This window comes from Hymenobacter piscis, assembly GCF_018760735.1.
Lineage (GTDB): Bacteria > Bacteroidota > Bacteroidia > Cytophagales > Hymenobacteraceae > Hymenobacter > Hymenobacter piscis.
In genome coordinates, this window is sequence record NZ_JAHHZN010000017.1 from 40,756 (window position 1) to 63,340 (window position 22,585).

Annotated in this window: 18 protein-coding genes and 1 pseudogene; 13 read left to right on the forward strand and 6 right to left on the reverse strand. The window is 63.0% G+C overall.

Features of this window, described 5'->3' with window-relative positions:
• Positions 1–479: 479 nt before the first annotated feature.
• The 4 genes and pseudogenes from KLP40_RS21665 to KLP40_RS15950 form a co-directional block, all read left to right on the forward strand.
• Positions 480–578, forward strand: a pseudogene (locus KLP40_RS21665) (YkvA family protein); the annotation flags it as partial.
• 376 nt (positions 579–954) lie between these two features.
• On the forward strand, positions 955–3,195 hold the full coding sequence (locus KLP40_RS15940; protein WP_215594838.1) for a S46 family peptidase: 2,241 nt from the start codon (positions 955–957) through the stop codon (positions 3,193–3,195).
• Between the two features lie 159 nt (positions 3,196–3,354).
• On the forward strand, positions 3,355–3,960 hold the full coding sequence (locus KLP40_RS15945) for a hypothetical protein (protein WP_215594839.1): 606 nt from the start codon (positions 3,355–3,357) through the stop codon (positions 3,958–3,960).
• A 36-nt stretch (positions 3,961–3,996) separates the two neighbouring features.
• Complete coding sequence (locus KLP40_RS15950) at positions 3,997–5,274, forward strand: metal-dependent hydrolase family protein (RefSeq protein WP_215594840.1); 1,278 nt, start codon at positions 3,997–3,999, stop codon at positions 5,272–5,274.
• 56 nt (positions 5,275–5,330) lie between these two features.
• Here the strand turns inward: KLP40_RS15950 and KLP40_RS15955 are convergent, their stop codons facing one another.
• Positions 5,331–6,089, reverse strand: a complete 759-nt coding sequence (locus tag KLP40_RS15955) for a glycosyltransferase family 2 protein (RefSeq protein WP_215594841.1) — start codon at positions 6,087–6,089, stop codon at positions 5,331–5,333.
• Between the two features lie 101 nt (positions 6,090–6,190).
• On the opposite strand from KLP40_RS15955, the gene KLP40_RS15960 reads away from it, so the two are divergent.
• Together KLP40_RS15960 and KLP40_RS15965 are read left to right on the forward strand one after the other, a co-directional pair.
• Positions 6,191–6,490: a hypothetical protein gene (locus tag KLP40_RS15960; RefSeq protein WP_215594842.1), complete on the forward strand. Its 300-nt coding sequence runs from the start codon at positions 6,191–6,193 to the stop codon at positions 6,488–6,490.
• A 140-nt stretch (positions 6,491–6,630) separates the two neighbouring features.
• Positions 6,631–7,479, forward strand: coding sequence for a DUF1571 domain-containing protein (locus KLP40_RS15965; RefSeq protein ID WP_215594843.1), 849 nt, complete (start codon positions 6,631–6,633; stop codon positions 7,477–7,479).
• Between the two features lie 102 nt (positions 7,480–7,581).
• Here the strand turns inward: KLP40_RS15965 and KLP40_RS15970 are convergent, their stop codons facing one another.
• Together KLP40_RS15970 and KLP40_RS15975 are read right to left on the reverse strand one after the other, a co-directional pair.
• The gene (locus KLP40_RS15970; RefSeq protein WP_215594844.1) at positions 7,582–8,463 is read right to left on the reverse strand and encodes an SDR family oxidoreductase; all 882 of its coding nucleotides are present in this window, start codon (positions 8,461–8,463) and stop codon (positions 7,582–7,584) included.
• A 41-nt stretch (positions 8,464–8,504) separates the two neighbouring features.
• The gene (locus KLP40_RS15975) at positions 8,505–8,876 is read right to left on the reverse strand and encodes a hypothetical protein (RefSeq protein ID WP_215594845.1); all 372 of its coding nucleotides are present in this window, start codon (positions 8,874–8,876) and stop codon (positions 8,505–8,507) included.
• Positions 8,877–8,977: 101 nt separating this feature from the next.
• On the opposite strand from KLP40_RS15975, the gene KLP40_RS15980 reads away from it, so the two are divergent.
• The 3 genes from KLP40_RS15980 to KLP40_RS15990 all read left to right on the forward strand — a co-directional run bounded on the left by KLP40_RS15980 (position 8,978) and on the right by KLP40_RS15990 (position 11,654).
• A complete protein-coding gene (locus KLP40_RS15980; RefSeq protein WP_215594846.1) occupies positions 8,978–9,823 on the forward strand; it encodes an NAD(P)H-binding protein in 846 nt (281 codons plus the stop codon).
• A 31-nt stretch (positions 9,824–9,854) separates the two neighbouring features.
• The gene (locus KLP40_RS15985) at positions 9,855–11,105 is read left to right on the forward strand and encodes a BaiN/RdsA family NAD(P)/FAD-dependent oxidoreductase (protein ID WP_317196783.1); all 1,251 of its coding nucleotides are present in this window, start codon (positions 9,855–9,857) and stop codon (positions 11,103–11,105) included.
• 99 nt (positions 11,106–11,204) lie between these two features.
• Positions 11,205–11,654 carry a PA2169 family four-helix-bundle protein gene (locus KLP40_RS15990; RefSeq protein ID WP_215594847.1) on the forward strand — a complete coding sequence of 150 codons (450 nt, stop codon included), beginning with the start codon at positions 11,205–11,207 and terminating at the stop codon, positions 11,652–11,654.
• Between the two features lie 348 nt (positions 11,655–12,002).
• Here KLP40_RS15990 and KLP40_RS15995 read toward each other — a convergent pair whose 3' ends face one another.
• Positions 12,003–13,925: a DEAD/DEAH box helicase gene (locus KLP40_RS15995; protein WP_215594848.1), complete on the reverse strand. Its 1,923-nt coding sequence runs from the start codon at positions 13,923–13,925 to the stop codon at positions 12,003–12,005.
• A gap of 414 nt (positions 13,926–14,339) precedes the next feature.
• Positions 14,340–14,531 (reverse strand): cold-shock protein, encoded by a 192-nt coding sequence (locus tag KLP40_RS16000; protein WP_019947277.1) that lies wholly within the window; start codon positions 14,529–14,531, stop codon positions 14,340–14,342.
• A gap of 231 nt (positions 14,532–14,762) precedes the next feature.
• Between KLP40_RS16000 and KLP40_RS16005 the strand changes: the two genes are divergently transcribed.
• Positions 14,763–15,185 (forward strand): acyl-CoA thioesterase, encoded by a 423-nt coding sequence (locus tag KLP40_RS16005; protein ID WP_215594849.1) that lies wholly within the window; start codon positions 14,763–14,765, stop codon positions 15,183–15,185.
• A 3-nt stretch (positions 15,186–15,188) separates the two neighbouring features.
• Here the strand turns inward: KLP40_RS16005 and KLP40_RS16010 are convergent, their stop codons facing one another.
• Complete coding sequence (locus tag KLP40_RS16010) at positions 15,189–15,533, reverse strand: hypothetical protein (protein ID WP_215594850.1); 345 nt, start codon at positions 15,531–15,533, stop codon at positions 15,189–15,191.
• A gap of 115 nt (positions 15,534–15,648) precedes the next feature.
• Here KLP40_RS16010 and KLP40_RS16015 point away from each other — a divergent pair, with 115 nt between their 5' ends.
• From KLP40_RS16015 to KLP40_RS16025, 3 genes are all read left to right on the forward strand, one after another.
• Complete coding sequence (locus KLP40_RS16015) at positions 15,649–19,197, forward strand: UvrD-helicase domain-containing protein (protein ID WP_215594851.1); 3,549 nt, start codon at positions 15,649–15,651, stop codon at positions 19,195–19,197.
• A 202-nt stretch (positions 19,198–19,399) separates the two neighbouring features.
• A complete protein-coding gene (locus KLP40_RS16020) occupies positions 19,400–20,641 on the forward strand; it encodes a BamA/TamA family outer membrane protein (protein ID WP_215594852.1) in 1,242 nt (413 codons plus the stop codon).
• A 308-nt stretch (positions 20,642–20,949) separates the two neighbouring features.
• Positions 20,950–22,236 carry a TCR/Tet family MFS transporter gene (locus KLP40_RS16025; RefSeq protein ID WP_215594853.1) on the forward strand — a complete coding sequence of 429 codons (1,287 nt, stop codon included), beginning with the start codon at positions 20,950–20,952 and terminating at the stop codon, positions 22,234–22,236.
• Positions 22,237–22,585: the final 349 nt, after the last annotated feature.

Genomic DNA, 22,585 nt, shown 5'->3' on the forward strand with positions numbered 1-22,585 from the left:
GGCCACGAAAGTAGCGGAATCCGGATAACTTCGGAGAAGTACCGCGGGAAGTATGAGGCCGGAGGGCATAGCATGATGCCTTCGTCATCGGCAAAACCGCGCGACGCTTAGGCGCTGCTGCGCGAAGTGCCGGCCTACGCCCGGGCCTGGCTTTTCTGAGGCGGCCACTGCAACGTCGGGTGCGGGGCACGCGTACACGCCCCCACAACCTCAACTATTCCCCTATGTCCTCTCTCGTCGAAAAAGGTCTTTCGATTTCCAAAAACGCGCTGTTCAGCGTGTTCCTCAACCGCGCCGGCAAGCTGCTGGGCCGCCCTTTCAAGGTGGTGATGGTGCTCAACGAAGTAGCCAACAAGCTGGCCAGCAAGGACAGCGGCGACAACAAATTCAAGCAGGTATTCGACGTGGGCCGCACCCTGGTGCGGCTGGTGCGCAACTACGTCAGCGGCGAGTACCGGCAGATTGACACCGGCACCATCGTGTCGGCGCTGGGCGTGCTGCTCTACACCCTCTCGCCGGTTGATCTGGTCCCCGATTTTATTCCGGTAGTAGGCTTCCTGGATGATCTGGCCCTGATCAGCTGGTTTATCGAGAAGTTCCAAGGCGAAATCCTGCGCTTCCGCGAGTGGGAGCAAACCCACGCCGCCGAGGAAACCAACGACATTCCGGCCGCCGCCCAGCAGCCGTCCGAGTCCTACACCAAGGCCGAAAACCTGCCCGCCGTGGCCGAAATCGGGCATTCCTAGATCACAGATGGTGCCGACAAAGCCGCCAATAACGCAGATTCGTTCTGACGGCTATCAGGCTTGATTAACGCCCACCCGGTTGCCGGGTGGGCGTTTTTTTGTCGGCGCTACGAACCTCTGTGGGAAGCGTATGTGCCTCGAAAGAACATCATCCAAGCAGCCAAAAGCGTATTTTAGCGTCTTGATTCGTCCACCCTTTTTCGTTTCTATGCTCCTTCGTACCCGGCTGGCGCTGCTGGCCCTTACTTTCCTTATCACCCTTTCGGCCCGCGCCGATGAAGGCATGTGGCTGCCGCTGCTGCTCAAGCAGCTCAACGAGGCCGACATGCAGAAAAAAGGCCTCAAGCTCACGGCCGAGCAGATTTATTCCATCAACCAGGGCAGCCTCAAAGACGCCATCGTGCAGTTTGGCGGCGGCTGCACCGGCGAAATCATCTCCGACCAGGGCCTGCTGCTCACCAACCACCACTGTGGCTACAGCCAGATTCAGAGCCATTCCTCGGTGGAGAAGGACTATCTCACCAAGGGTTACTGGGCCATGGACCGCAGCCAGGAGCTGCCCAACCCCGGTCTGACGGCCACCTTCATCGTGCGCATGGAGGACGTGAGCAGCCAGGTGCTGGCCGGCGTGCCCACCACGGGCATTGTGGAGGCCGAGCGCGAGAAGCTGGTGCAGCAGAATTCCCAGCGCGTGGCCCAGGCCGCCGTGCAGGGCACCGGCTACCAGGCGTTCGTGCGGCCCATGTTCAACGGCAATGAGTACTACCTGTTCGTGACGGAAGTTTTCCAGGACATCCGCCTGGTGGGCGCGCCGCCGAGTAGCATCGGCAAATTTGGGGGCGACACCGACAACTGGGCCTGGCCCCGCCACACCGGCGACTTCAGCATCTTCCGCATCTACGCCGGCCCCGACAACAAGCCCGCCCCCTACTCGCCCGACAACAAGCCCTTCAAGCCCCGCCACCACCTGCCCATTTCCCTGGCCGGCGTGCAGCCCGGCGACTTTACCATGGTGTTCGGCTTTCCCGGCCGCACCAACGAGTACCTCACCAGCTGGGGCGTCGAGGAAACCTACGCCGTCTCGAACCCGGCCAAAATTGCCGTTCGCGACGCCAAGCTCAAGGTGCTCGATGCCGATATGAAGGCTTCTGATAAAGTCCGGATTCAGTACGCGGCCAAGTACGCCAGCATTGCCAACTACTGGAAAAAGTGGATTGGCGAGAACCGGGGCCTCAAAAAGCTCGACGCCGTAGGCGTGAAACAGCAGCAGGAAGTTGAATTCCAGCGCTGGGCCGAATCGGGCGACGCCGCCCGCCGGGCCGCCTTCGCCACCCTCCTGCCCGACCTGCAACGCCATTACGCCACTGCCCGCGACTACACCCTGGCCCGCGACTACGTGAGCGAGGCGGCCCTGGGCGTGGAGCTGGTCAGCTACGCCAACAGCCTGTTGCCCCTGCTGGACCTGGTGGACCAGAAAGTGCCCGCCGCCGAGCTGGCTGCCGCCGTGGAAAAAGCCAAAAAGGGCTCCGCCGGCTTCTTCCGCAACTACAACGCCCCCACCGACCAGAAGGTGGCCGCCCAGCTGCTGCCCCTCTACGCCACCGGCACCCCGGCGGCCCTGCTGCCCGCCTATGTAAAGACGCTCAGCAAGCAGTACGCCGCCACCGGCTGGGACGCCTACACGACCCAGTTGTTCAATAAGTCGCGCCTCACGGAACAGGCCAGCGCCCTGGCCGTGCTCGATGAGGTAGCCAACGGCAAACCCGACGCCCTGCGCCAAGACCCCGCCGTGCAGCTCGCCACGACCATTGTGGGCAACTACCGCGCGGCCATCCTGCCCACCTACTCCGCCGCTACCGACCAGATTGCCCTGCTCCAGCGCACCTACGTGGCGGGCCTGCGCCTGCAACAGCCGGAGCGCAAGTTCTACCCCGATGCCAACTCCACCCTGCGCCTGGCCTACGGGCAGGTAGCCGGCTACGAGCCCGCCGACGGCGTACACTACGATTTTTATACCACCCTCGACGGCATCATGGAGAAGGCCGACCCCACCAACCCCGAGTTTGAAGTTCCGGCCCGCCTCGCGGAATTGTACCAGAACAAGGACTACGGCCCCTACGCCTACAAAGGCTCCGTGCCGGTGGCCTTTATTGCCACCAACCACACCACCGGCGGCAACTCCGGCTCGCCCGTCATCAACGGCCGCGGGGAGCTCATCGGCACCAACTTCGACCGCAACTGGGAAGGCACCATGTCCGACATCATGTTCGACCCCGACCGCGTGCGCAACATCACCCTCGATGTGCGCTACATGCTCTTCGTGGTAGACAAATACGCTGGCGCCGGCCACCTCGTGAAGGAAATGACCCTCGTGGGCGGCCCCGGGTCCGCCGATTCGGCTCCGGATAAGAAAGTGAAGAAGGTGAAAGTGAAGCGCAAGAAAGCGTAGCACCTCAGGACCGGGGCTAAATCCCGGGGCATACACCGGCAATCGGGTTTCCGTTTATGCGGAAACCCGATTGCTGGTTCGCTACTTCCTTGCAACCTATGAAGCGGCCGGCTACTCTGTTTGTAGCCGGCCGCTTTTCTTTTATTGATTTCCCCAACTATGACTCGATTCCTACTTATCCCGCTCCTGCTTTTTCTCGCAGCTACTCCGGCTTTCAGTCAGAAAGTGCTGCTCACGGGCGGTTATACCCGGGTGGGCGAAACGTCCTTCACCGGCGCGGCTTCCGGGGGCCTGCATGCCGTGCTGCCGCTGGGCCGCCACGTAGCGGCGGGCGTGGGCCTGACGGTAGCCCGCCACCGCCAGAACTACCAGGATATCATTCCGAGTGATGATCCGTTTGATCCGGCCAGCCTTCCCCGCGTCATTACGGAGTACCACAACTCGCTCTACTCCCTGCAAGGCTTTGTGGCCGGCCGGCTGCAGCTCGCGCCCCGGCTGGAAGTGCTGGCCGGCCCCAGCGCGGGCCTTTATTTGGTGGGGGCCCGGCAGCGGAGTACAGAAGCCAAAGCGGGATTCGGGCTGTGGTCGTCGCTCACCTATCGGCAGTTAGGCGGCAGCCGATTTAATCTGGAGGCCGTTTTCCATCCCCGCCTACTTCTTGCCAGCCTACCGGTAGAAGACGCCGATTACCGGTTCAAAAACCGGCGCTTGTGTGTTTGGGATGCGCAGGTGGGCCTGTCGTACGATTTGCGGAAGCAGCCGTAGCTTTAGGCTTCGCTCCACCCGCTTCACGCCCCGTCCTTGCGCTCCATTCTCCTCCTCGCTTTCCTGCTGGCGGCCGGCCCGGCCCTGGCCCAGTTGCCCGCCGCTTCTCCCGCGCCCGCGGCCCTGCTGCTGCGGCCCGCCGCCGTCTTCGATGGTGAAACCCTGCACCCCGGCTGGGCCGTGCTCACGGAGGGCGACAAAATCAAGGCCGTGGGGCCGGCGGCCCAACTGAGCGCGCCGGCCGGGGCCCGCACCCTGGAGCTGCCGGGCCTCACGCTACTGCCCGGCCTGATTGAGGGCCACAGCCACCTGCTGCTCCACCCCTACAACGAAACGCCCTGGAACGATCAGGTGCTGCTCGAATCCGAAGCACTGCGGGTGGCGCGCGCCACCGCCCACGCCCGCGCCACGCTGGCCGCCGGCTTCACTACCGCCCGCGACCTGGGCTCGGAAGGCGCCGGTTACGCCGATGTGGGCCTCAAACAGGCCATTGAGCAGGGTCTGATTCCGGGCCCGCGCCTGCTGGTGGCCACCCGGGCCCTGGTCGCCACCGGCTCCTACGGCCCCAAGCTCTCCGCCGACGTAGACGTGCCCCAGGGCGCCCAGGAAGCCGACGGCGTGGACGGCCTCATCCGGGCCGTGCGGGAACAAATCGGCAAGGGCGCCGACATCATCAAGGTGTACGCCGACTACCGCTGGGGTCCCAACGAGCCCAGCCGGCCCACCTTCTCGCAGGACGAGCTGAACCTGCTAGTGCAGACCGCCCGCAACGCCGGCCGCCCCGTGGTGGCCCACGCCAGCACCCCCGAAGGTATGCGCCGCGCCACCCTGGCCGGCGTACAAACCATCGAGCACGGCGACGGCGGCACGCTGGAAGTATTCAGGCTCATGAAGCAGCGCGGCGTGGCCCTCTGCCCCACTGTAGCCGCCGGCGACGCCATTGCCGGGTACCGCGGCTGGCAAAAAGGCACTAGCCCCGAGCCCGACCGCATCCAGCAGAAACGCCTCAGCCTGAAAGCCGCCCTCCAAAGCGGCGTGGAGCTGGCCATCGGCGGCGACGTGGGCGTGTTCGCGCACGGCGACAACCTGCGCGAGGCTGAGCTGCTGGTGCGCGAATATGGCTTCACGAGCCTGCAGGCCCTGCGTGGCCTCACCAGCACCAACGCCCGCCTCTTCCAGCTCCCCGACCGCGGCCAGCTCAAACCCGGCCTCCTCGCCGACTTGGTCGCCGTCTCCGGCGACCCCACCCAGAACATTAGCGCCCTGCGGCAGGTGAAGCTGGTGGTGAAGGGCGGGGTGGTGGTCGAAAACTAGAACGGTCATTCTTCGCTCCGCTCAAAATGACCGTTCTATTTCACGGATAGTCGTTACTACGGCCGTTCAATCCCCCATTCCCCCAGTTGCGCGGCGTACTTATCGTAGATGACGCGCAGGTCCTGGGCGTGCTTGCCGGCATCGACGCCGATGCTGACGTTGCTGCTGTGGAAGCGGTGCAGGTGGCTGATGTGGGGGCAGATGACGGGCAGGTGCCCGGCCAGCAGGAAGCGCACGTAGAGGTCGAGGTCCTCGGCCATTTCGATTTGCTCGTCGTAGCCGTTGACTTCCTCGAACAGGGCGCGGCTGTAGCAGACGTTGCCCTGAATGAAGTGCTCGGCCCGAAAAATAGCCCGCAGCATGTCCTGGGGCGAGTCGAACTGCCAGGCGTAGTAATCGTCGGCGGGCAGGTAGCGGCGGTCCTGGTCCACGCGCAGGAAATCGGCCACCAGCCAGGGGCGGCCGGGGTGTTGGTGGATCTGGCTGGCGTAGTGGAACAGGGTGCGCTGGAGCAGCAGGTCGTCGTCGTCGAGGGGCACCAGCCAGGCGTCGGCGGGGGCTTCTTCGCGGATGAGCACGTTGCGGGCTGGCCCGGCCCGCAGCAGCTCGGACTGGCGGCGGAAGCGCAGGGGCGCTCCGGGCTGGGCGGCCGCCTCGGGCAGCCACGCGGCGGTGCCGTCGGAGCAGGCATTTTCACAAATCAGGTGCTCGAAGGAGAAATCCAGCGGAGCCGTAACGGTGGCGCGGACGCTCTGCACGGCCTCGGGCAGGTAGGCCAGGCGGTTGTGCGTGGGGGTGATGACGGTAAAGTGCATGGGCGGGTATTCTGTTAAAAGCCAAAAAAAGTTGCCGCGAAGAGCTACAAGTCAACTTTCGACGGCGGCCGGGCGTTAGCAGAAACTAGCCTTTCGCGCTCATGCCCAAATTCGTTGTCACCCTGCGCCTGCCCGATTTCTTCGACGAAGAATTTATTGCCCTCATTCCCCGGCACCGCGCCTTTATCAGCCGCCTGATCGAGCAAAACGTGATTGAGGCCTACGCCATCAGCGCCGACCGGAGCCGGGGTTGGGTCACGATGAATGGCCAGGATGCCCCCGCTGTGCAGGCTGTGGTGGAGCAGTTTCCCCTTTTCCGCTTTCTGCAAGCCGTGGAAATTGACGAGCTTTTCGTCTTCGACAGCAAAGCCAGCCGGTTTCCGCCCATCAGCCTGAATTGAGTGGACTGTTGGGTGGGTGGGGTAATTTTCATCCTGAGCAGAGCCGCAAAGCCATTCAACAGCTTCTTCCTCCCTCCTTCCGGCGCGGTTTGTGTTAACGGGCCGACTTACCTCCTTACTTTCCTCTGAATCTGTTACGTATGCTTCGTTCTTACCGCCTGGCGCCCGTTTTGCTGCTGGGCCTGGGCAGCACCGCTACCATTCCCGCCGAGCCTAAAATCACCACCGATGTCCTCGTCAGCCGCCTGAGCAGCGCCATCGAGAACCTCAAAACGCTGCGCTGCAACGTGCGGGCCCAGGAGCGCATCGGCGCCGCCTACCAGCAGAACCGCACGGCCATGAAGATGAGCTTCAACCCCTACAAAGTGTATCTGCGCAACGACAAGGGCATTGAGGTGCTCTACGTGACGGGCCAGAACAACGGCGACGCCTGGGTGTACCCCAACAGCTTTCCGTACGTGACGCTGAGCCTGGACCCGAACGGCTCCCTGATGCGTAAAAGCATCCACCACAGCGCCCTGGAAGCCGGCTACGGTACCATTGCCGAAATGCTCGACGGCTCGGGCCAGCGCCTGAATCCGGGCTTCGAAAAAACCTTCCGCTACACCGCCGATACCACCGTGCAGGGCCGCCCGGCCTACGTGCTGCGCTCCGTGTACCCGCAGTTCCGATACGTGAGCTACAAGCCCACCAAGGCGGAAAGCACCAAAACCATTGCTGACAAATTCGGCTGCGGCGAATACCGCATTCTGGAGCGCAACAACCTGAGTGTAGGCGCCATAGTACCGGCCGGCAAAACCCTGCAGGTACCCAACGCTTACGGCCGCCGCATCCTGCTCTGCGTGGATCAGAAGCTCTTCCTGCCCCTGGTCGTGCAGGTCCACGACGACAAGGGCCTGTTCGAGAAGTTCGAATTCCACGACGTAGTGGCCAACCAGCCCATCCCCGCCCAGGAGTTCACCAAGGATTTCAAGGGGTACAAACTTTAATCACAGATGATGCAGATAGTGGGATGCCGCAGATTCGTTCAGCTTGCTAAATGGTGAAGGTGAACGAATCTGCGGCATCCCGTTATCTGCATCATCTGTGATTTAGCGGCGCATGGTTTTCTCGATCTGGTCCCACATTTCGGAGGTCAGCAGCTCGAGCTTGTTGAACTCGCCGGCGCCGTTGAGCCATTCGCCCCCGTCGAGGGTCACCACTTCGCCGTTCATGTAGGCCGAGAAATCCGACACCATGTAGGCGGCCAGGTTGGCCAGCTCCTGGTGGTTGCCCACCCGCTTGAGGGGCACGTTGGCGGCCGGGTCGAGCTTGGAGGCCAGGGGCTCGGGGAAGAGGCGACTCCAGGCGCCTTCCGTCGGGAACGGGCCGGGGGCAATGGCGTTGGAGCGGATACCGTACTTGGCCCATTCCACGGCCAGGGAGCGGGTCATGGCTAGCACACCGGCTTTGGCGGCCGCCGAGGGCACCACGAAGGCCGAGCCCACGGAAGCGTAAGTCGTGACAATGCTCAGGATGGTACCGGGCTTTTTATCGGCAATCCAGCGCTTGCCGAAAGCCAGGGTGCAGTTGTAGGAGCCTTTGAGCACGATGTCCACAATCACGTCGAAAGCCTTGTGGCTGAGGCGCTCGGTGGGGCTGATGAAGTTGCCGGCCGCATTATTGAGCAGTACATCCACGCCCCCGTAGGTGCTGATGGTTTTCTCGAGCAGGGATTCTACTTCGTCGTACTTGCGCACGTCGCACTGCACGGCCAGCACGTTGGCGTTGCCGGTTTGCTCGCGCAGCTCGGCGGCCGTTTTTTCAAGCACTTCCAGCTTGCGGGAACTGATGACCACGTTGGCCCCGAGCTGGAGAAAGTACGTGGTCATGGCCCGGCCGAGGCCGGTGCCGCCGCCCGTCACGACGATGGTTTTTCCCTGCAGGGCGTTGTCGCGGAGCATGGGTTGGGCGTAGGGATGCGCAGAGGACATAAGCGAAAGAAAGGTGAAGTGGGAAAAGTAAAGGTCGAAAATCAGGCCTGCGGCCAGGACTCAAATAAACCGATTATGCGGGTAACGGTACCCTCGGCCACTATCCGGCTGCCCTCGCAGTAGTAAAGACTCGTCCCGACCCGCATCTGCTCCGAAACGACGCTGACCCGCGCGGGCAGCCATTTATCCACCGGCAAAGGCATTTCCCGCCACGAGTCGCCGGTAATCGGGTCGAAGAAGTCGGGGTACAGCATCATGTGAAGCACCCCGGAGGTAACCGGAGCATAGCTAAAATCCCAGCGGATACCGTTGTAGGGGGGCCGTTGCCGCCCGCTCTCCTCGGGCCGCAGTATCCGCACGCGGGCCTCGAAGTCGCGGGGGAAGTCAGGATACAGGCGGTACGGGGCGGGCATAGATAGTATGCTTGCATACTTGTTGGGACGCAAGGTAACAGTTTACGGATTCCTTGGCGGCGTGCTTGCCCGGGAAAGTTTTTTTGCCACCTTTACCCCGCATGATTCAACCCGCTCCTTCTGCTGTTCTTCGCCCGGTGGCCGTGCTGGGCTGCGGCTGGCTGGGCCTGCCCCTGGCCCGCGCCCTGGTAGCGGCCGGCTACCCGGTCCACGGCTCCACCACCACGCCCGGCCAACTGCTGACCCTGCGCGACGCCGGCATCCGCCCCTTTCTGCTGCGCCTGGCCCCTACCCCCACCGCCACCGATTCCGATACCCTCCAGGCCCTGCTTCAGGGCGTGGAAACCCTGATTCTGAACGTGCCGCCCACCCGCGGGGCCGGCTCCCCGGAAGCCTACCCGGCCCTGCTGAGCCTGGTGGCCGAAGCTGCCGCCACCGCCGGCGTGGCCCACGTGCTGCTGGTGAGCTCCACCGGCGTCTACCCCGACGAGGCCCGCCTCATGCAGGAAACCGACGCCCGCGCCAGTCTCGACGCCAACGCGCCCCTGCTGCGCGCCGAGGCCCTGTTTCAGGGTTCCGCCCACACCGTGGTGCGCCTGTCGGGGCTGATGGGACCGGGCCGGCCGCCGGGGCGCTTCCTGGCCGGCCGCAGCGGCGTGGCCCACGGCGAAGCGCCCGTCAACCTGATTCATCTGCACGACTGCGTGGGGCTGCTGGTGCGGATTCTGGAACTGGGGCTCTGGGGCCACACGCTCAATGCCAGCGCCAACAGCCACCCCAGCCGCCGCACCTTCTACACCGCCGCCGCTACTCACCTGAGCCTGCAGCCGCCCACCTTCGCCGAGGGCACCAGCGGCGGCAAGCAAATCGACTCCACCCTCATCCGCGACCTGACCCGCTACCAGTTCCGCCACGACGACGTGGTGGCCGCCCTCAACTTCTGCTGACCACGAGTTGGTGTAGGTTATCTTTGCTCCTGTGAAGGAAGAAAGAACTATTGTAGCCGTGCTGGGCGGCGGGGCGGCGGGCTTTTTCGGGGCCATTGCCTGCGCCGAAGCCAACCCCAATCTACGGGTGCTGCTGCTGGAAAAAACCGGCAAGCTGCTGAGTAAGGTGCGCCTTTCGGGCGGCGGGCGCTGCAACGTAACCCACGCCGCCGACACCGCCGCCCAGCTTGTGCAACACTACCCCCGTGGCGCCCGCCAGCTCAAGGAACCGTTCAAGCAATTCGGCGCCCCCGATACGGTCCGCTGGTTTGAGAGCCGGGGCGTGCAACTCAAAACGGAGCCCGACGGCCGCATGTTTCCCACCACCGATTCGTCGGAAACCATTGCCCAGTGCCTGCTCGAGGCCGCCCGCCGGGCCGGGGTGGAAATCCTGCTCCAGACCACAGCCGAGCACATTGAGCCCCTGGCCGGCGGTGGGTTTCAGCTGGTGCTTAGCGGCCCCCGCGTAGCTGCGCCGGAGCTGAAGGTGGCCCGGGTGCTGGTGGCCACGGGCGGCGCGCCCAAATCAGGGCAGTACGACTGGCTCCGGCAGCTGGGCCACGCCGTGCAGGAGCCCGTGCCCAGCTTGTTCACCTTCAACGTCCCCGATTCGCCCCTGCGCGAGCTACCGGGCGTGAGCGTGGCCCGGGCCCGGGTGAAGGTGGCCGGTGAAAAGCTCGAATACGAGGGGCCCGTGCTGGTTACGCACTGGGGCGTGAGCGGGCCGGCCGTGCTCAAGCTCTCGGCCTGGGGCGCCCGCCGCCTCCACGAACTGGCCTACCAGAGCACCACCCTCATCAACTGGCTGCCCGATTTCACGGAGGATACCCTGCGCCAGCAGCTGCAGGAGCACCGCGGCCCCCACGGCCGCAAAACCGTCGGCAGCAACCCGCTGTTCGGGCTGCCCCAGCGGCTCTGGCGCACTCTCTCCGAGCAGGCCGGCATCGGGGCCGAAACCCGCTGGAATGAGCTGCCCGCCAAACTCCAGAACCGTCTGATTGAGGCCCTGTTGCGCACGGCCCTGCCCATGCGCGGCAAGACTACCTACAAGGACGAATTCGTGACCTGCGGGGGCATTACGCTGGGCGAAATCAATATGCAGACGATGGAAAGCCGCCTCGTGCCGGGCCTGCACTTCGCCGGCGAGGTGCTCGACATCGACGGCATCACCGGGGGCTTCAACTTTCAGGCCGCCTGGACGACCGGCTACCTGGCCGGCCGGGCCCTGAGCCGGGCGGAGTAAGTTGCAAAATCATGGCTTCCGGCAACCCCAACGGGAGGTTAGCAGTAAAGAGAGGCACAATACCTTTCCACTAACACCCAACCTACATTCCCTTTCCTTATGGAAGCTAAAGCAATGCAAGCCGGCCTCAACGAACTTCTTGAAACCCTCAAAGACGGCCAGAAAGGCTACGCCGAAGCCATGACCGACGTAGAGGACGCCGACCTGAAAGAGACGTTCAAAAAATACGCTGCTCAGCGCTCTTCTTATATCACTGAACTCGAAGACCAGATGCACAAGCTCAACCTCCACCCCGAGGAAGAGTCGTCCATCACTGGCACCATTCACCGCGCCTTCATCAACCTGAAAGGGCTGATTACCGGCAAGGACCGCTACAGCATTCTGGCCGAGTGTGAGCGTGGTGAGGATTACGCCAAAGCCGCTTACGAGAAAGCGCAGAAAATCCAGGATATTCCTGCTGACCTCAAAGCCGTTATCGAGAAGCAGGCCGCCGGCATCAAGAAAGGCCACGACGAAATTCGTGACCTGCGCGACGCCGCCAAGAAGTAAATCACTGCTTGACGCTGATTAATCGTGATTTCACTGATTTTTTAACGTCATCACACAAACAGAAAGACCCCGCTTCATTGAAGCGGGGTCTTTCTGTTTAAAGCGTTTTGCCATCTGATTGGATAGCTTGGCGGCGGATAAATCTGATGGCAGGTTCGTGGCTGGCTAATACGATTTGGCGCAATCTTCAGGTCGGCATACCGTAGCTCGAACTTGGTAGTTCGAGCTACATCGTGGAGTCTATACAAAGCCCAACAAAAAAAGCTGCTTCCGGAGAAGCAGCTTTTTTATTACGATTTACTGAACAGAAATCAGTGGAATCACGATTAATCAGCGTCAATCCGTGATTTATTCGTCGTCGCGGCGCTTGCCTTTGTAGCCGCCGCCGTAGCTGCTGCTGCCGCCGCGGTTGCCGCCGTAGGAGCCCCCGTCGCGGTTACCGCCGTAGCTGCCGCCGCCGCGGTTGCCCCCGTAGGAGCCGCCACCGCGGTTGCCGCCGTAGCTGCCACCTTCGCGACGGTCACCATAGGAGCCGCCGCGGTTGCCGCCGTAGCTGCCGCCGCCTTCGCGCCGCTCGCCACCGCCGAACCCACCCGGGCCCCGACGCGGACGCTCGCCGCCGAAGCCGCCGCGGTTGCCACCTTCCTGCTGGGCGTCGCCTTCCTGGCGGGGCGTAGCAATATTGAAGGCCACCGGACGGCCCTGGATGGAGCTGCGGCCGAGCTGGCTCACCACCTCTTCCACAAACTCGTTGGGTACTTCCACGAAGCTGAACTTGTCGTAGAGGGCAATATCACCGACTTTGCTGGCCGTGAGGCTGGTGTTCTCGGCAATCAGGTCCACGATGTCGCGGGGGTGCAGCCGGTCCTTCTTGCCCATCGTGACGAATAGGCGGGTGAAGCCGGCGCGGGCGGCACCCTGGGTACGGCTGGCGTCGAGGCTTTCCTGGGCGCGCTTGTCTTCCTTCATCGTCATCTTGAGCAGGGCCGCCGCAATGTCGAGGGAGGTGATGTTCTCGTCGGCGCTCTGGTCAATGAGGCGCTGCACGCGGCCCACGTATTTTTCCAGGTTGCCTTTCTCCACCACTTCCTTGATGGAAGCGAGCATGAGCGTGGTTTTCACCTCCGACACATCTTCGAAGCTGGGCACGCGCTCCTGCTTGATGGTGGCTTTGGTGAAGCGCATGATATCGCGCAGCTTGTAGATGTCGCGGCCGCTCACGAAGGTGAAGGCCTTGCCCTGCTTGCCGGCGCGGCCGGTGCGGCCGATGCGGTGCACGTAGTACTCCTCGTCGGCGGGCAGGTCGTAGTTCACTACTACTTCCACGTTGTCCACGTCGATGCCGCGGGCGGCTACGTCGGTGGCTACCAGGATTTCGAGGGTGCCTTTGCGGAATTTATCGAGCGTGTTCTGGCGCTGCTGCTGGCCCATGTCGCCGTGCAGGCCTTCGGCGAAGTAGCCTTTGGCTTGCAGGTCGCCCACAATCTCGTCCACCATGCGCTTCGTGTTAGCGAAGACGATGCCCGACTTGATGTTGTACATGTCGATGAGACGGGTCAGCACGTCTTTTTTCTGCGGACCGCGCACCTCGAAGTAGCTCTGCTCGATGTTGGTAACCGTCATTTCCTGATGGTTTACCTTCACGATCTGCGGATCCTTCTGGTAGCGCTTAGTCATCTCCATGATCGGCTTGCTCATGGTAGCCGAGAAGAATACCGTCTGGCGGTCTTCGGGCATTTTCTTGAGCACCGTCTCGATGTCGTCGCGGAAGCCCATGTCAAGCATTTCGTCGGCCTCATCGAGGATGATCATCTTGCAGCTTTCCAGCTTGAGGGTGCCCCGCTCGATGTGGTCCATTACGCGGCCGGGCGTACCAATTACGATCTGCACGCCACGCTCCAGCGCGCGGAACTGACGGTCGTAGGAGGAGCCACCGTAGATCGGCACCACGGCCAGGCCACGCTTGTATTTGCCCAGTTTCTGGATTTCTCCCGAAACCTGCACCGCCAGCTCGCGGGTGGGGCAGAGCACGAGGCACTGCACCTCACGCGAGTCGGTGTCGATGCGCTCAATGGCGGGGATGGAGAAGGCGGCGGTTTTGCCGGTGCCGGTCTGGGCCTGGCCGATTACGTCGCGGCCCTGGAGCAGGACCGGAATACCGGCGGCCTGGATGGGGGATGCTTCTTCGTAGCCAACTTCGGTGATGGCACGCTGCATTTCTTCAGAGAGGGTCAGCTCGCTGAACTTGGTCTTAACGGTTTCGTTTTCCATGTCAGTGTGGATGGAGTGGAGTGAATAGCTCTGAAAACAGCGGATTCAGCGACGCTCTTCTCTCCCACTCAACACAACGACAAGTGACGGAAGCAACGGACGGAAGACAAAGCCGGCCCAACAAGTTTCTTTAAGGCAGCTCACAAGCTGCGCGGAACGTGGCCGTTCTCAAATGCGGGTGCAAAGATACGGTTTCTTATTTAGAAAAGCGAGAATAGCACAAATGTCATTCTGCTGAAGGAGGAATCCGGCAGGAATGAGCCAACGTAACATTATTCAACTTCGCCAGCCAGATTCCTCCTTCGGCGGAATAGCAATTCGACTACTCTACTTTCCCTGAACGCAAAAAAAGCAGGTTCCCCGGGGGAACCTGCTTTTTCAGTGTGCTATCCTGCAAAGGAAGCGGGCTTACAACTAAGCCAGTTTCACTTTAACAGCATTCGGACCTTTGCGGCCCTGAGCAATTTCGAATTCAACTTTGTCCTGGTCGCGGATTTCGTCGATGCACTCGGTTACGTGTACGAACACGTCCTCGCCGGTTTCGTCCACTTTGATGAAACCAAAACCTTTGGTTTCGTTGAAGAATTTTACAGTTCCTGTCTGCATGGGTACTCTGATGATGATGGATGATTCCTTAAGAAAGGCAGCCTAGGGCTTGATTACTCCTGACTTTACGAAAGGACTCAACCGGGCGACGAAACCGCTTTTTCTTAACTTGGTCCAAAGATACAGGTATATTTTAGATATGGAAGGCTGGGGCAACGATGAGCCGTTTTTTTTAGTGTAGCCAACGCCCCCTCGGCCGCATCCGCAGCGGCGACCCTACCTTTGGCCGCTATGGAACTGCCCGCTACTCCCGCCTTCCGCTTCCAGCACCTGCTCACGGTGCAGCCCCAGGACATCGACGAGCTCGACCACGCCAACAACGTGCAGTACGTGCGCTGGGTGCAGGACACGGCCGCCGCGCACTGGCACGCCGCCTACCCGCCCGCCGCCGGCCACGCCTTTATCTGGGTGGTGCGGGAGCACCGCATCCAGTACCGCCACCCGGCCCTGCTGGGCGAGGAGCTGCGCTGCACCACCTGGATTGGCGAGGTGCGCGGGGCCCAAAGCCAGCGGTTCGTACGCATCGAGCGGGCCGAGGATGGGAAGCTGCTCTGCGAAGCCGAGACGCAGTGGGTGCTGCTGGACCCGCAGACCAAGCGCCCGGTGCGCATGACACCGGAAATGGTGGAGCGGCTGTGGGGAACGGTGGAATAAAGATTACCAGCGAATCATTCGAATGAATTGTTCGAATTTCTCTACCACGGCTTCAGCAGGGTAATACCGCACAAATTCTGGCTCTTGATGGGGTTTGGCAAAGTATTTAAACTCCCATCGCTGCCCATAATGATCGAATGTTATGTGCAGCGCCTCGCTATCCGGTATGATGTCAGGATAAATGCTGACGATTAATCTATCCAAGGAAGTAAACGCGTGGAGCCTTGTAGAAAGTGAAGATGCGCTTATCAACTGTACAACTTTCAACAGCGGCTCAACCTTTCTCCCAGAGCTTACGCCCTTTGCGTAATGACTCTCAATCGTTTCCCAAGACTTCGCTTTTGTCATAATTGATTGGCAATTTTTGTCCTCTAGCTTACTAGCATACAAGCTAAGTGTATCTTCCTTTTTACCCTACTATTGGGTAAACCATGGATAGCTCTTATTCTTCCAGCCTCCCCCCATGCCCGCCACTTTCCGCATTTACTCCTCTTCCGCCGGCTCCGGCAAAACCTACCAGCTCACTAAGGAATACCTGAAGCTGGCGCTTGGCTCGGAGGAGGCGGGGTACTTCAAGAGCATTCTGGCCATCACGTTCACCAACGACGCGGCGGGCGAGATGAAGCAACGGATTCTGGGGGCGCTGCGGCGGTTTGCGCGCCTGCCCGCCGGCCACACCGACCCGCTGCTCACCGACATTGCCGAGGAGCTGCACCGGGAAGGCCCGCTGGCCCATGTGGCCACGGCCGCCGAGCGTCAGCAGCTGCTGCAGGCCCGGGCCCAGGCCACGTTCCGGCTGGCCCTCTACCACTACGCCGACTTTGCGGTGAGCACCATCGACTCGTTCGTGCAGCGCATCGTGACGGCCTTTACCCGGGAGCTGGGCCTGCCCGCCACCTTTGAGGTGGAGCTGGACAGCGCCACCGTGCTGCAGGGGGCCGTGGCCTTGGTGCTCGACCGGGTGAACCGCGACCCGAACGCGGCCCTGCTCTCGCGCACGATTTCCGATTTTGCCCTTAGCAAGGCCGAGGAGGGCCGCAGCTGGAACAACCTGCCCGAGGAGCTGGTCGAGTTTGGCAAGTTTCTGCTCAGCGAGCCAGTGCACGAGGCCATGGAGCAGCTCCAGCAGCTGAGCCTGACCGATTACCGCCGCCTGCACGAGGGCCTGAAGCTGCGCAAGCAGGAAATTGAGGCCCTCGTGGAGCAAACCGCCGCCGTGGCCCTCGAAACGCTGGCGGCGCACGGCCTGGAAGCCGAGCACCTGGCGGGCGGCGCCAACGGGGTGTACGGGCACTTCAGCAACTGGAAACGCTGGCTGGAGGTGCCGGCCCCGGGCGCGAACTTCCCCACCCCCACTGCCCTCAAGCCCGTGGCCTCGGGCGACTGGAGCAGCGCCAAATCGAAAAAGGGGCCGCTGCGGGAGGCCGTGGACGCCGCCGCGCCGGGCCTGACCGACGTATTTGAGCGCCTCCAGGACATCCGTGCCCGCCTGCTGCCCGGCTACCTGCTGGCCACCGGCATGCTGCCCTACGTGTTTCAGGTGAGTTTGCTCAGCGAGTTGAGCAAGGCCGTGGACCAGCTCAGCCGCGACCGGGGCGTGGTGCTGATTGCCGAATTCAACCGCCGCATTGCCCAGATTGTGCTGCGCGAGCCGGTGCCCTTTCTGTACGAGCGGCTCGGCGACCGGTACCAGCACCTGCTCATCGATGAGTTTCAGGACACCTCGGTGCTGCAGTGGAACAACCTGCTACCGCTGGTGGAAAACGCCCTGGGCAGCAACCATTTCAGTCTGGCCGTGGGCGACGCCAAGCAGGCTATCTACCGCTGGCGCGGGGGCGAGATGGAGCAGATTCTGCGCCTCTACCAAGGCAAGACCGAGCAACTCTACGAGAAGGTGGCCGACCCCGAGCTGCGCCAGCGTCTGGCCGACCGCTACGTACCCGTGAAGCGGGCCCTGGAAGCGCGCAACCTGAGCGTGAACTACCGCTCGGGCCAGGCCATCATCGACTTCAACAACGCTTTTTTCAGCCACGTCAGCGCCACCCATGCCGCCCTGCCGCTGGTCCAGGACCTCTACGACGCGAATTTCACCCAGCAGGCCCCCGCCAATAAAGACCTGCCCCCCGCCCACGTGGAGCTGCTCTTCACTGACGACGAGGCTCCGGCCACCCGCTACGACGCGGCGGTCGGCACCTTCACGTCCACCCTGCTGCCCGGCTACCTGCCCGGCCAGACCCTGGACTACGACGAAAGCACCCTCTACCTGACCCTGCAGCTGGTGGAACAGGCACTCTCCGACGGCTTCCGCCTCCAGGACGTGGCCGTGCTCTGCCGGACCCGGGGCAACAGCCGGCGCGCCGCCAAATTTCTCAAGGAACGGGGCTACGACATCATTTCGGCCGACTCGCTCTCCCTGGAATTTGCGGAGGTGGTGAACCTGCTGGTAGCCGTGTTCCGGGTGCTCAACCGCCCCACCGACACCCTGGCCCGGGCCGAAGCCCTGCTGCTCGTGGACCGGGTGGTGCGCGGCCACGCCCCCACCCCCGACCGCGCCCGGCGCTGGGCCGAGCTGGCCAACGCCGAGTCGGCAGAGCCGTTTTTCGAGGAGCTGCGGGCCCTGGGCTACGACGTGCAGGAGGGCGAGACCGGCAACCTGGGCCTCTACGAGCTGACCGAACGCCTCATCGGGCTCTTCGGGCTGCTGGCGCGGGTGACCGAGCGCGAGTACCTGTTCCGCTTCCTCGACCTGACCCTGGAATACAGCCTGCGCTACGGCAACAACCTCAACAACTTCCTCACTTACTGGGACCAGAAGAAGAGCAGCCTGAGCATCAACGCCCCCGCCGGCCGCGACGCCCTCACCATCACCACCGTGCACAAGGCCAAGGGCCTGGCCTACGGGGTGGTGATTGTGCCCTTTGCCGACTGGTCCTTGCGGCCGTTCATGGGCACGCTGCTTTGGGGCCGGCTGACCTCGGAGGCCGAGAAGCCCGTGCCCGACATGCCCGGGGTGGCCGTGCTCAGCCAGAAGCAGGACCTGCTGCTCACGCCCCTGGCCGGACAGTACACCGAGGAGCTGGAAAAGACCTTTCTGGAGGGCCTGAACATGCTATACGTGGCCTTCACCCGCCCCAAGCGCCGCCTCTACGTCATCAGCAAGAAGCCCAAACCCGCCAAAAAATCCGCCCGGGACGACGACGGCGAAGCCTCCTTCGACAAGCCCGCCGGCTCCGTGGCCGAGCTCCTGCACCGCTACCTGCTCGGCACCAACCGCTGGGACGACGAGCAGATGGCTTACACGCTCAGCGAAGCCGTTAACTCAGAGCTGTCAGCGGTTAGCCCGCCGTCGAACGACGCCAAAAACCAACCACCACCCACCAACCACCAGCACCCAACAACTGACAACCGACAACCAACAACCAACCAGGACCTGCCCCTGACCAACTTCAGCAGCACGCCCTGGGAGAAGCGGCTGCGGCTGCGCCGGCACGCCAACACCGTCTTTGATTTCGATGAGCAGCAGGAGCAGCGCGAGTGGAACCGCCGCCTGCACTACGCCCTGCGCCGTGTGAAGCGGGCCACCGAAGTAGACCGCGTGGCCGCCCAGCTGGCCACTGAGGGCCTCATCAGCCTCCAGGAACGCCCCGAGCTGCTGCGCCGCCTGCGCGAAGTGGTGGACCACCCCCAACTGGCCCCCTATTTCGGCCCGGACGTAACGGCCGAGGCGGAGCGCGAAATCCTGGTGGGCGGCACCCGCAAGCAGGATTACAAGCCCGACCGCATCGTGTTCGAAACGGCCGCCGGGGGCGCCGGGCGCCGCGTGACGCTCCTCGATTTCAAGCAGCCGCCCCCCGAATTCCGCCACCGCGTGCCCCTGCAGCAGTACGCCGCCCTCTTCCGCCAGCTCGGCTTTGCGGAGATACGCTGCGTGCTCTACTACTTCGACACCCGGGACGTGGTGGAATGGGAAATCGGCGGTGAGGACGCGCCTACACGGGAGCCAGCCGGCTGATCAGCTCTGCCAGGGTCTGCAAGCCGCCTTCGTCCCCGCCATCGAATGCCATAGCGTACGCCCATCGGGGACCGCGCGTAGATAAGCAAGGGGTGAAAAGGAGGTGGCCAGCGTGCGCCCCAGTGGTACTGCCTTGCCTTTTCACCCTACCTTTGTGGCGAATACAGGCCGAACACAAAGTATGAAGTCGAACAACAGGAGGTTGAAAGTAGCTGTCCGTAGAGTCCTGGGAGCTCTGCTGGTCGCCCAAGGTACGCTGGCCGTTTCTCCGGCGCTGGCCCAGCAACTCCCGGCCGATTCGCTGCGCGGCAGCACGGCGGGCAGGCCGGTGGCGCAGGCAGATACCAGCCGCTCGTTGCTTGACCGCCTCCTGGATGTGTTCGAGTTCGACCTCAACCAGCCCGCCGTAGCGCAGCGCGGCGCCTATCCGACCCGGCTCGTGCTGGCTCCCATCATCTCCTACGCCCCCGAAACCAGTTGGGGCCTGGGCATCGGAGCCAAATTTCTCTTCAAGCCCAGGGGAGTGGGCGCCGATACCCGGACCTCCAATATTCCGGTATCGTTTCAGTACACGCTCAACCAGCAGTACATCCTGTATTCCGGCTACACGGTTTTTTTCAACCACGAAAACTACCTGCTGCGCGGCAACCTGCGGCATTCCAGCTTTCCGCAGCTTTTCTACGGCGTGGGCAACAACACGCCCAGCTCCAACGAGGAGATTTACGACTACCGCTACACGGTACTGGAGCCGCTGCTGCTGCGCCGGGTAGCAGGAAAACTGTTTTTGGGCGGGGGGGTGCGCCATGTGCGGGTGAGCGATGTGCAGTTGGCGCCGCAAAGCCTGCTGCTCGACAACTCCGGCCAGCCGCGCGAGACCGGGGCGCTCGGGGCCATCAGCACAGGCCTGGAAACGGCCCTCACCTACGACACGCGCGACAACGTGCTCAATGCCCAGCGGGGTACGTTGGCCGAAGTCACCCACGGCTGGTACGGCCAGCAACTAGGGGGGCAGTTTCGCTACGAGCTGACCAAAATCGACGTGCGGCAGTATTTTCAGCTCGCGACTGGTCGGCAGCACGTGCTGGCCTATCAGGTGTTCGGCTATCTGACGTCCGGCAACGTGCCGCTGCTGGAGAATGGGGCGCTGGGGGGCGGGGCGCTGATGCGCGGCTACTACGAAGGGCGCTACCTCGACCGCAACTACGCCGCCGCCCAGGTCGAATACCGGCGGCCGCTCACCAACCGCTTCGGGGTGGTGGGCTTCGCCAGCGTTGGCCGGGTGGCCGCGCGCCTGCGCGATTTCGACTTTCAGGGTCTGCATCCGGCGGCGGGTGCGGGCCTGCGCTTTAAGCTGGTGAAAGCCGAAAACCTGAATTTGCGCTTCGACGCGGCCTTCGGCGACTCGGGCGGCACATTCTATCTCAACGTGGCGGAGGCCTTTTAGGCCCCCGCACGGCCGTAGTAATGCCGTTAGGGACCGGTGCACCCATGCCCTGGCCCCTTACCACGCCATTGGGCCGGGAAGACGTGATCCGCCCAACCCGGCAGGCGCACCAAGCGGGTAGTTGAGTTTGGGAAGCGGCCGGCGGCTTTAACAAGAGCCACTAGCAACGGCTTTCCAACTGATTGACTGTCAAAAAATCATTACAGCAGAAACCGCCAGCCCTCCGCCAGCCCGGTCCGAGGATTCCTTTTAGGTTGCTTCGCAGCGCCCCGAAACCGGCTACCTTTGCGGCTTGCGTTTCTGCTGCTATGACGACGACGACTCCCGCTGCCACTACCCCGGCTCCCCGCTCGGCCCTCACGTTTATCTTCATCACCCTGCTGCTCGACGTGACGGGTATCGGCATCATCATTCCCGTCATTCCGAAGCTGATTCAGCACCTGACCGGGGGCACGGTGAGCGAGGCGGCCAGGGTGGGCGGCTGGCTGGTATTCGCCTTCGCCGTGATGCAGTTCCTGTTCTCGCCGGTGCTGGGCAACCTCTCCGACCGCTACGGCCGCCGCCCGGTGCTGCTCTCGTCGCTACTCGGTTTCGGGCTCGATTACCTGTTTCTGGCCTTCGCCCCCACCATCGGCTGGCTGTTCGTGGGCCGGCTGCTGGCGGGCATCACCGGGGCCAGCATCACCACCGCCTCGGCCTACATTGCCGACGTGTCGAAGCCCGAGGACCGGGCCCAGAACTTCGGGCTGATTGGGGCCGCCTTCGGGCTGGGCTTCATCATGGGGCCGCTGCTGGGCGGAGTGCTGGGCGAGTACAGCCACCAGCTGCCGTTTCTGGCCGCCGCGGGCCTGACGCTGCTCAACGTGGTGTACGGCTACTTCGTGCTGCCCGAATCGTTGCCCGTGGAGCGGCGGCGGCCGTTTTCCTGGCAGCGGGCCAACCCCGTGGGCAGCCTGAAATTGCTGGCCCGCTACCCCGTTATTCTGGGGCTGGTGGCCTCGCTGCTCTTCATTTACGTGGCCGCCCACGCCACCCAGAGCACGTGGTCGTACTACGTGATGGAGAAGTTCAGCTGGACCGAGAAATGGGTGGGCTACTCCCTGGCCGCGGTGGGGCTGCTGGTAGCCTTGGTGCAGGGCGTGCTCATTCGGCGCATCAACCCGGCCCTGGGCCCGCAACGCTCGGTGTACCTGGGCATGCTGCTCTACGCGGTGGGCTTCGTACTGTTTGCCTTTGCCAGCCGGGGCTGGATGATGTTCGCCTTTTTGGTGCCCTACTGCCTGGGCGGCATTGCCGGCCCGGCCCTGCAGGGTATTATTTCGGGCCAGGTACCCGCCGACGAGCAGGGCGAGCTGCAGGGCGCGCTCACCAGCCTGATGAGCCTGACTTCCATCGTGGGGCCGGTGCTCATGACCAACCTGTTCTCCTTCTACACCGGCCCCGGCGCGCCCGTGTACTTTCCCGGCGCGCCCTTCCTGCTGGCCGCTTTGCTCACGCTCATCAGCCTGGGCCTGGCCGCCCGCTCCCTGGCCAGCTACGTAGTCCCGGCGACTACTGCTGAGGCCACCGAGCCCGTAATCGAGTTGGGGCACTAGACGAGCGTTTGCACCCGCAGCTCCAGCCGGCCCTGCGTCATACTTAGGCCTTCAAACAGCCCATGCTCCGCCCCCGCCGCGTTGGGCAGCAGGTAGTAGTCTGCCGTTTCAGTCAGCAGCTCCCATTACAGGGTGGTAAAATTCAGGTACACCAGCCAGGTAGTGGCCGCCGGCGTCTGGCCGGGTAGGGGCTCCACGAGCTGCAGGAAAACGCCCTCGGCCCACTCCCGACATAGGTCGCTCACGAGCTGCCCATGCAGGCCGGCTACCTCGGGTTTCGTTTGCAGACAGTAAAGGCCAGGATTAGCTACCGGACCATGCAAAGCAAGCCAGCCGTCAAACCACGAAG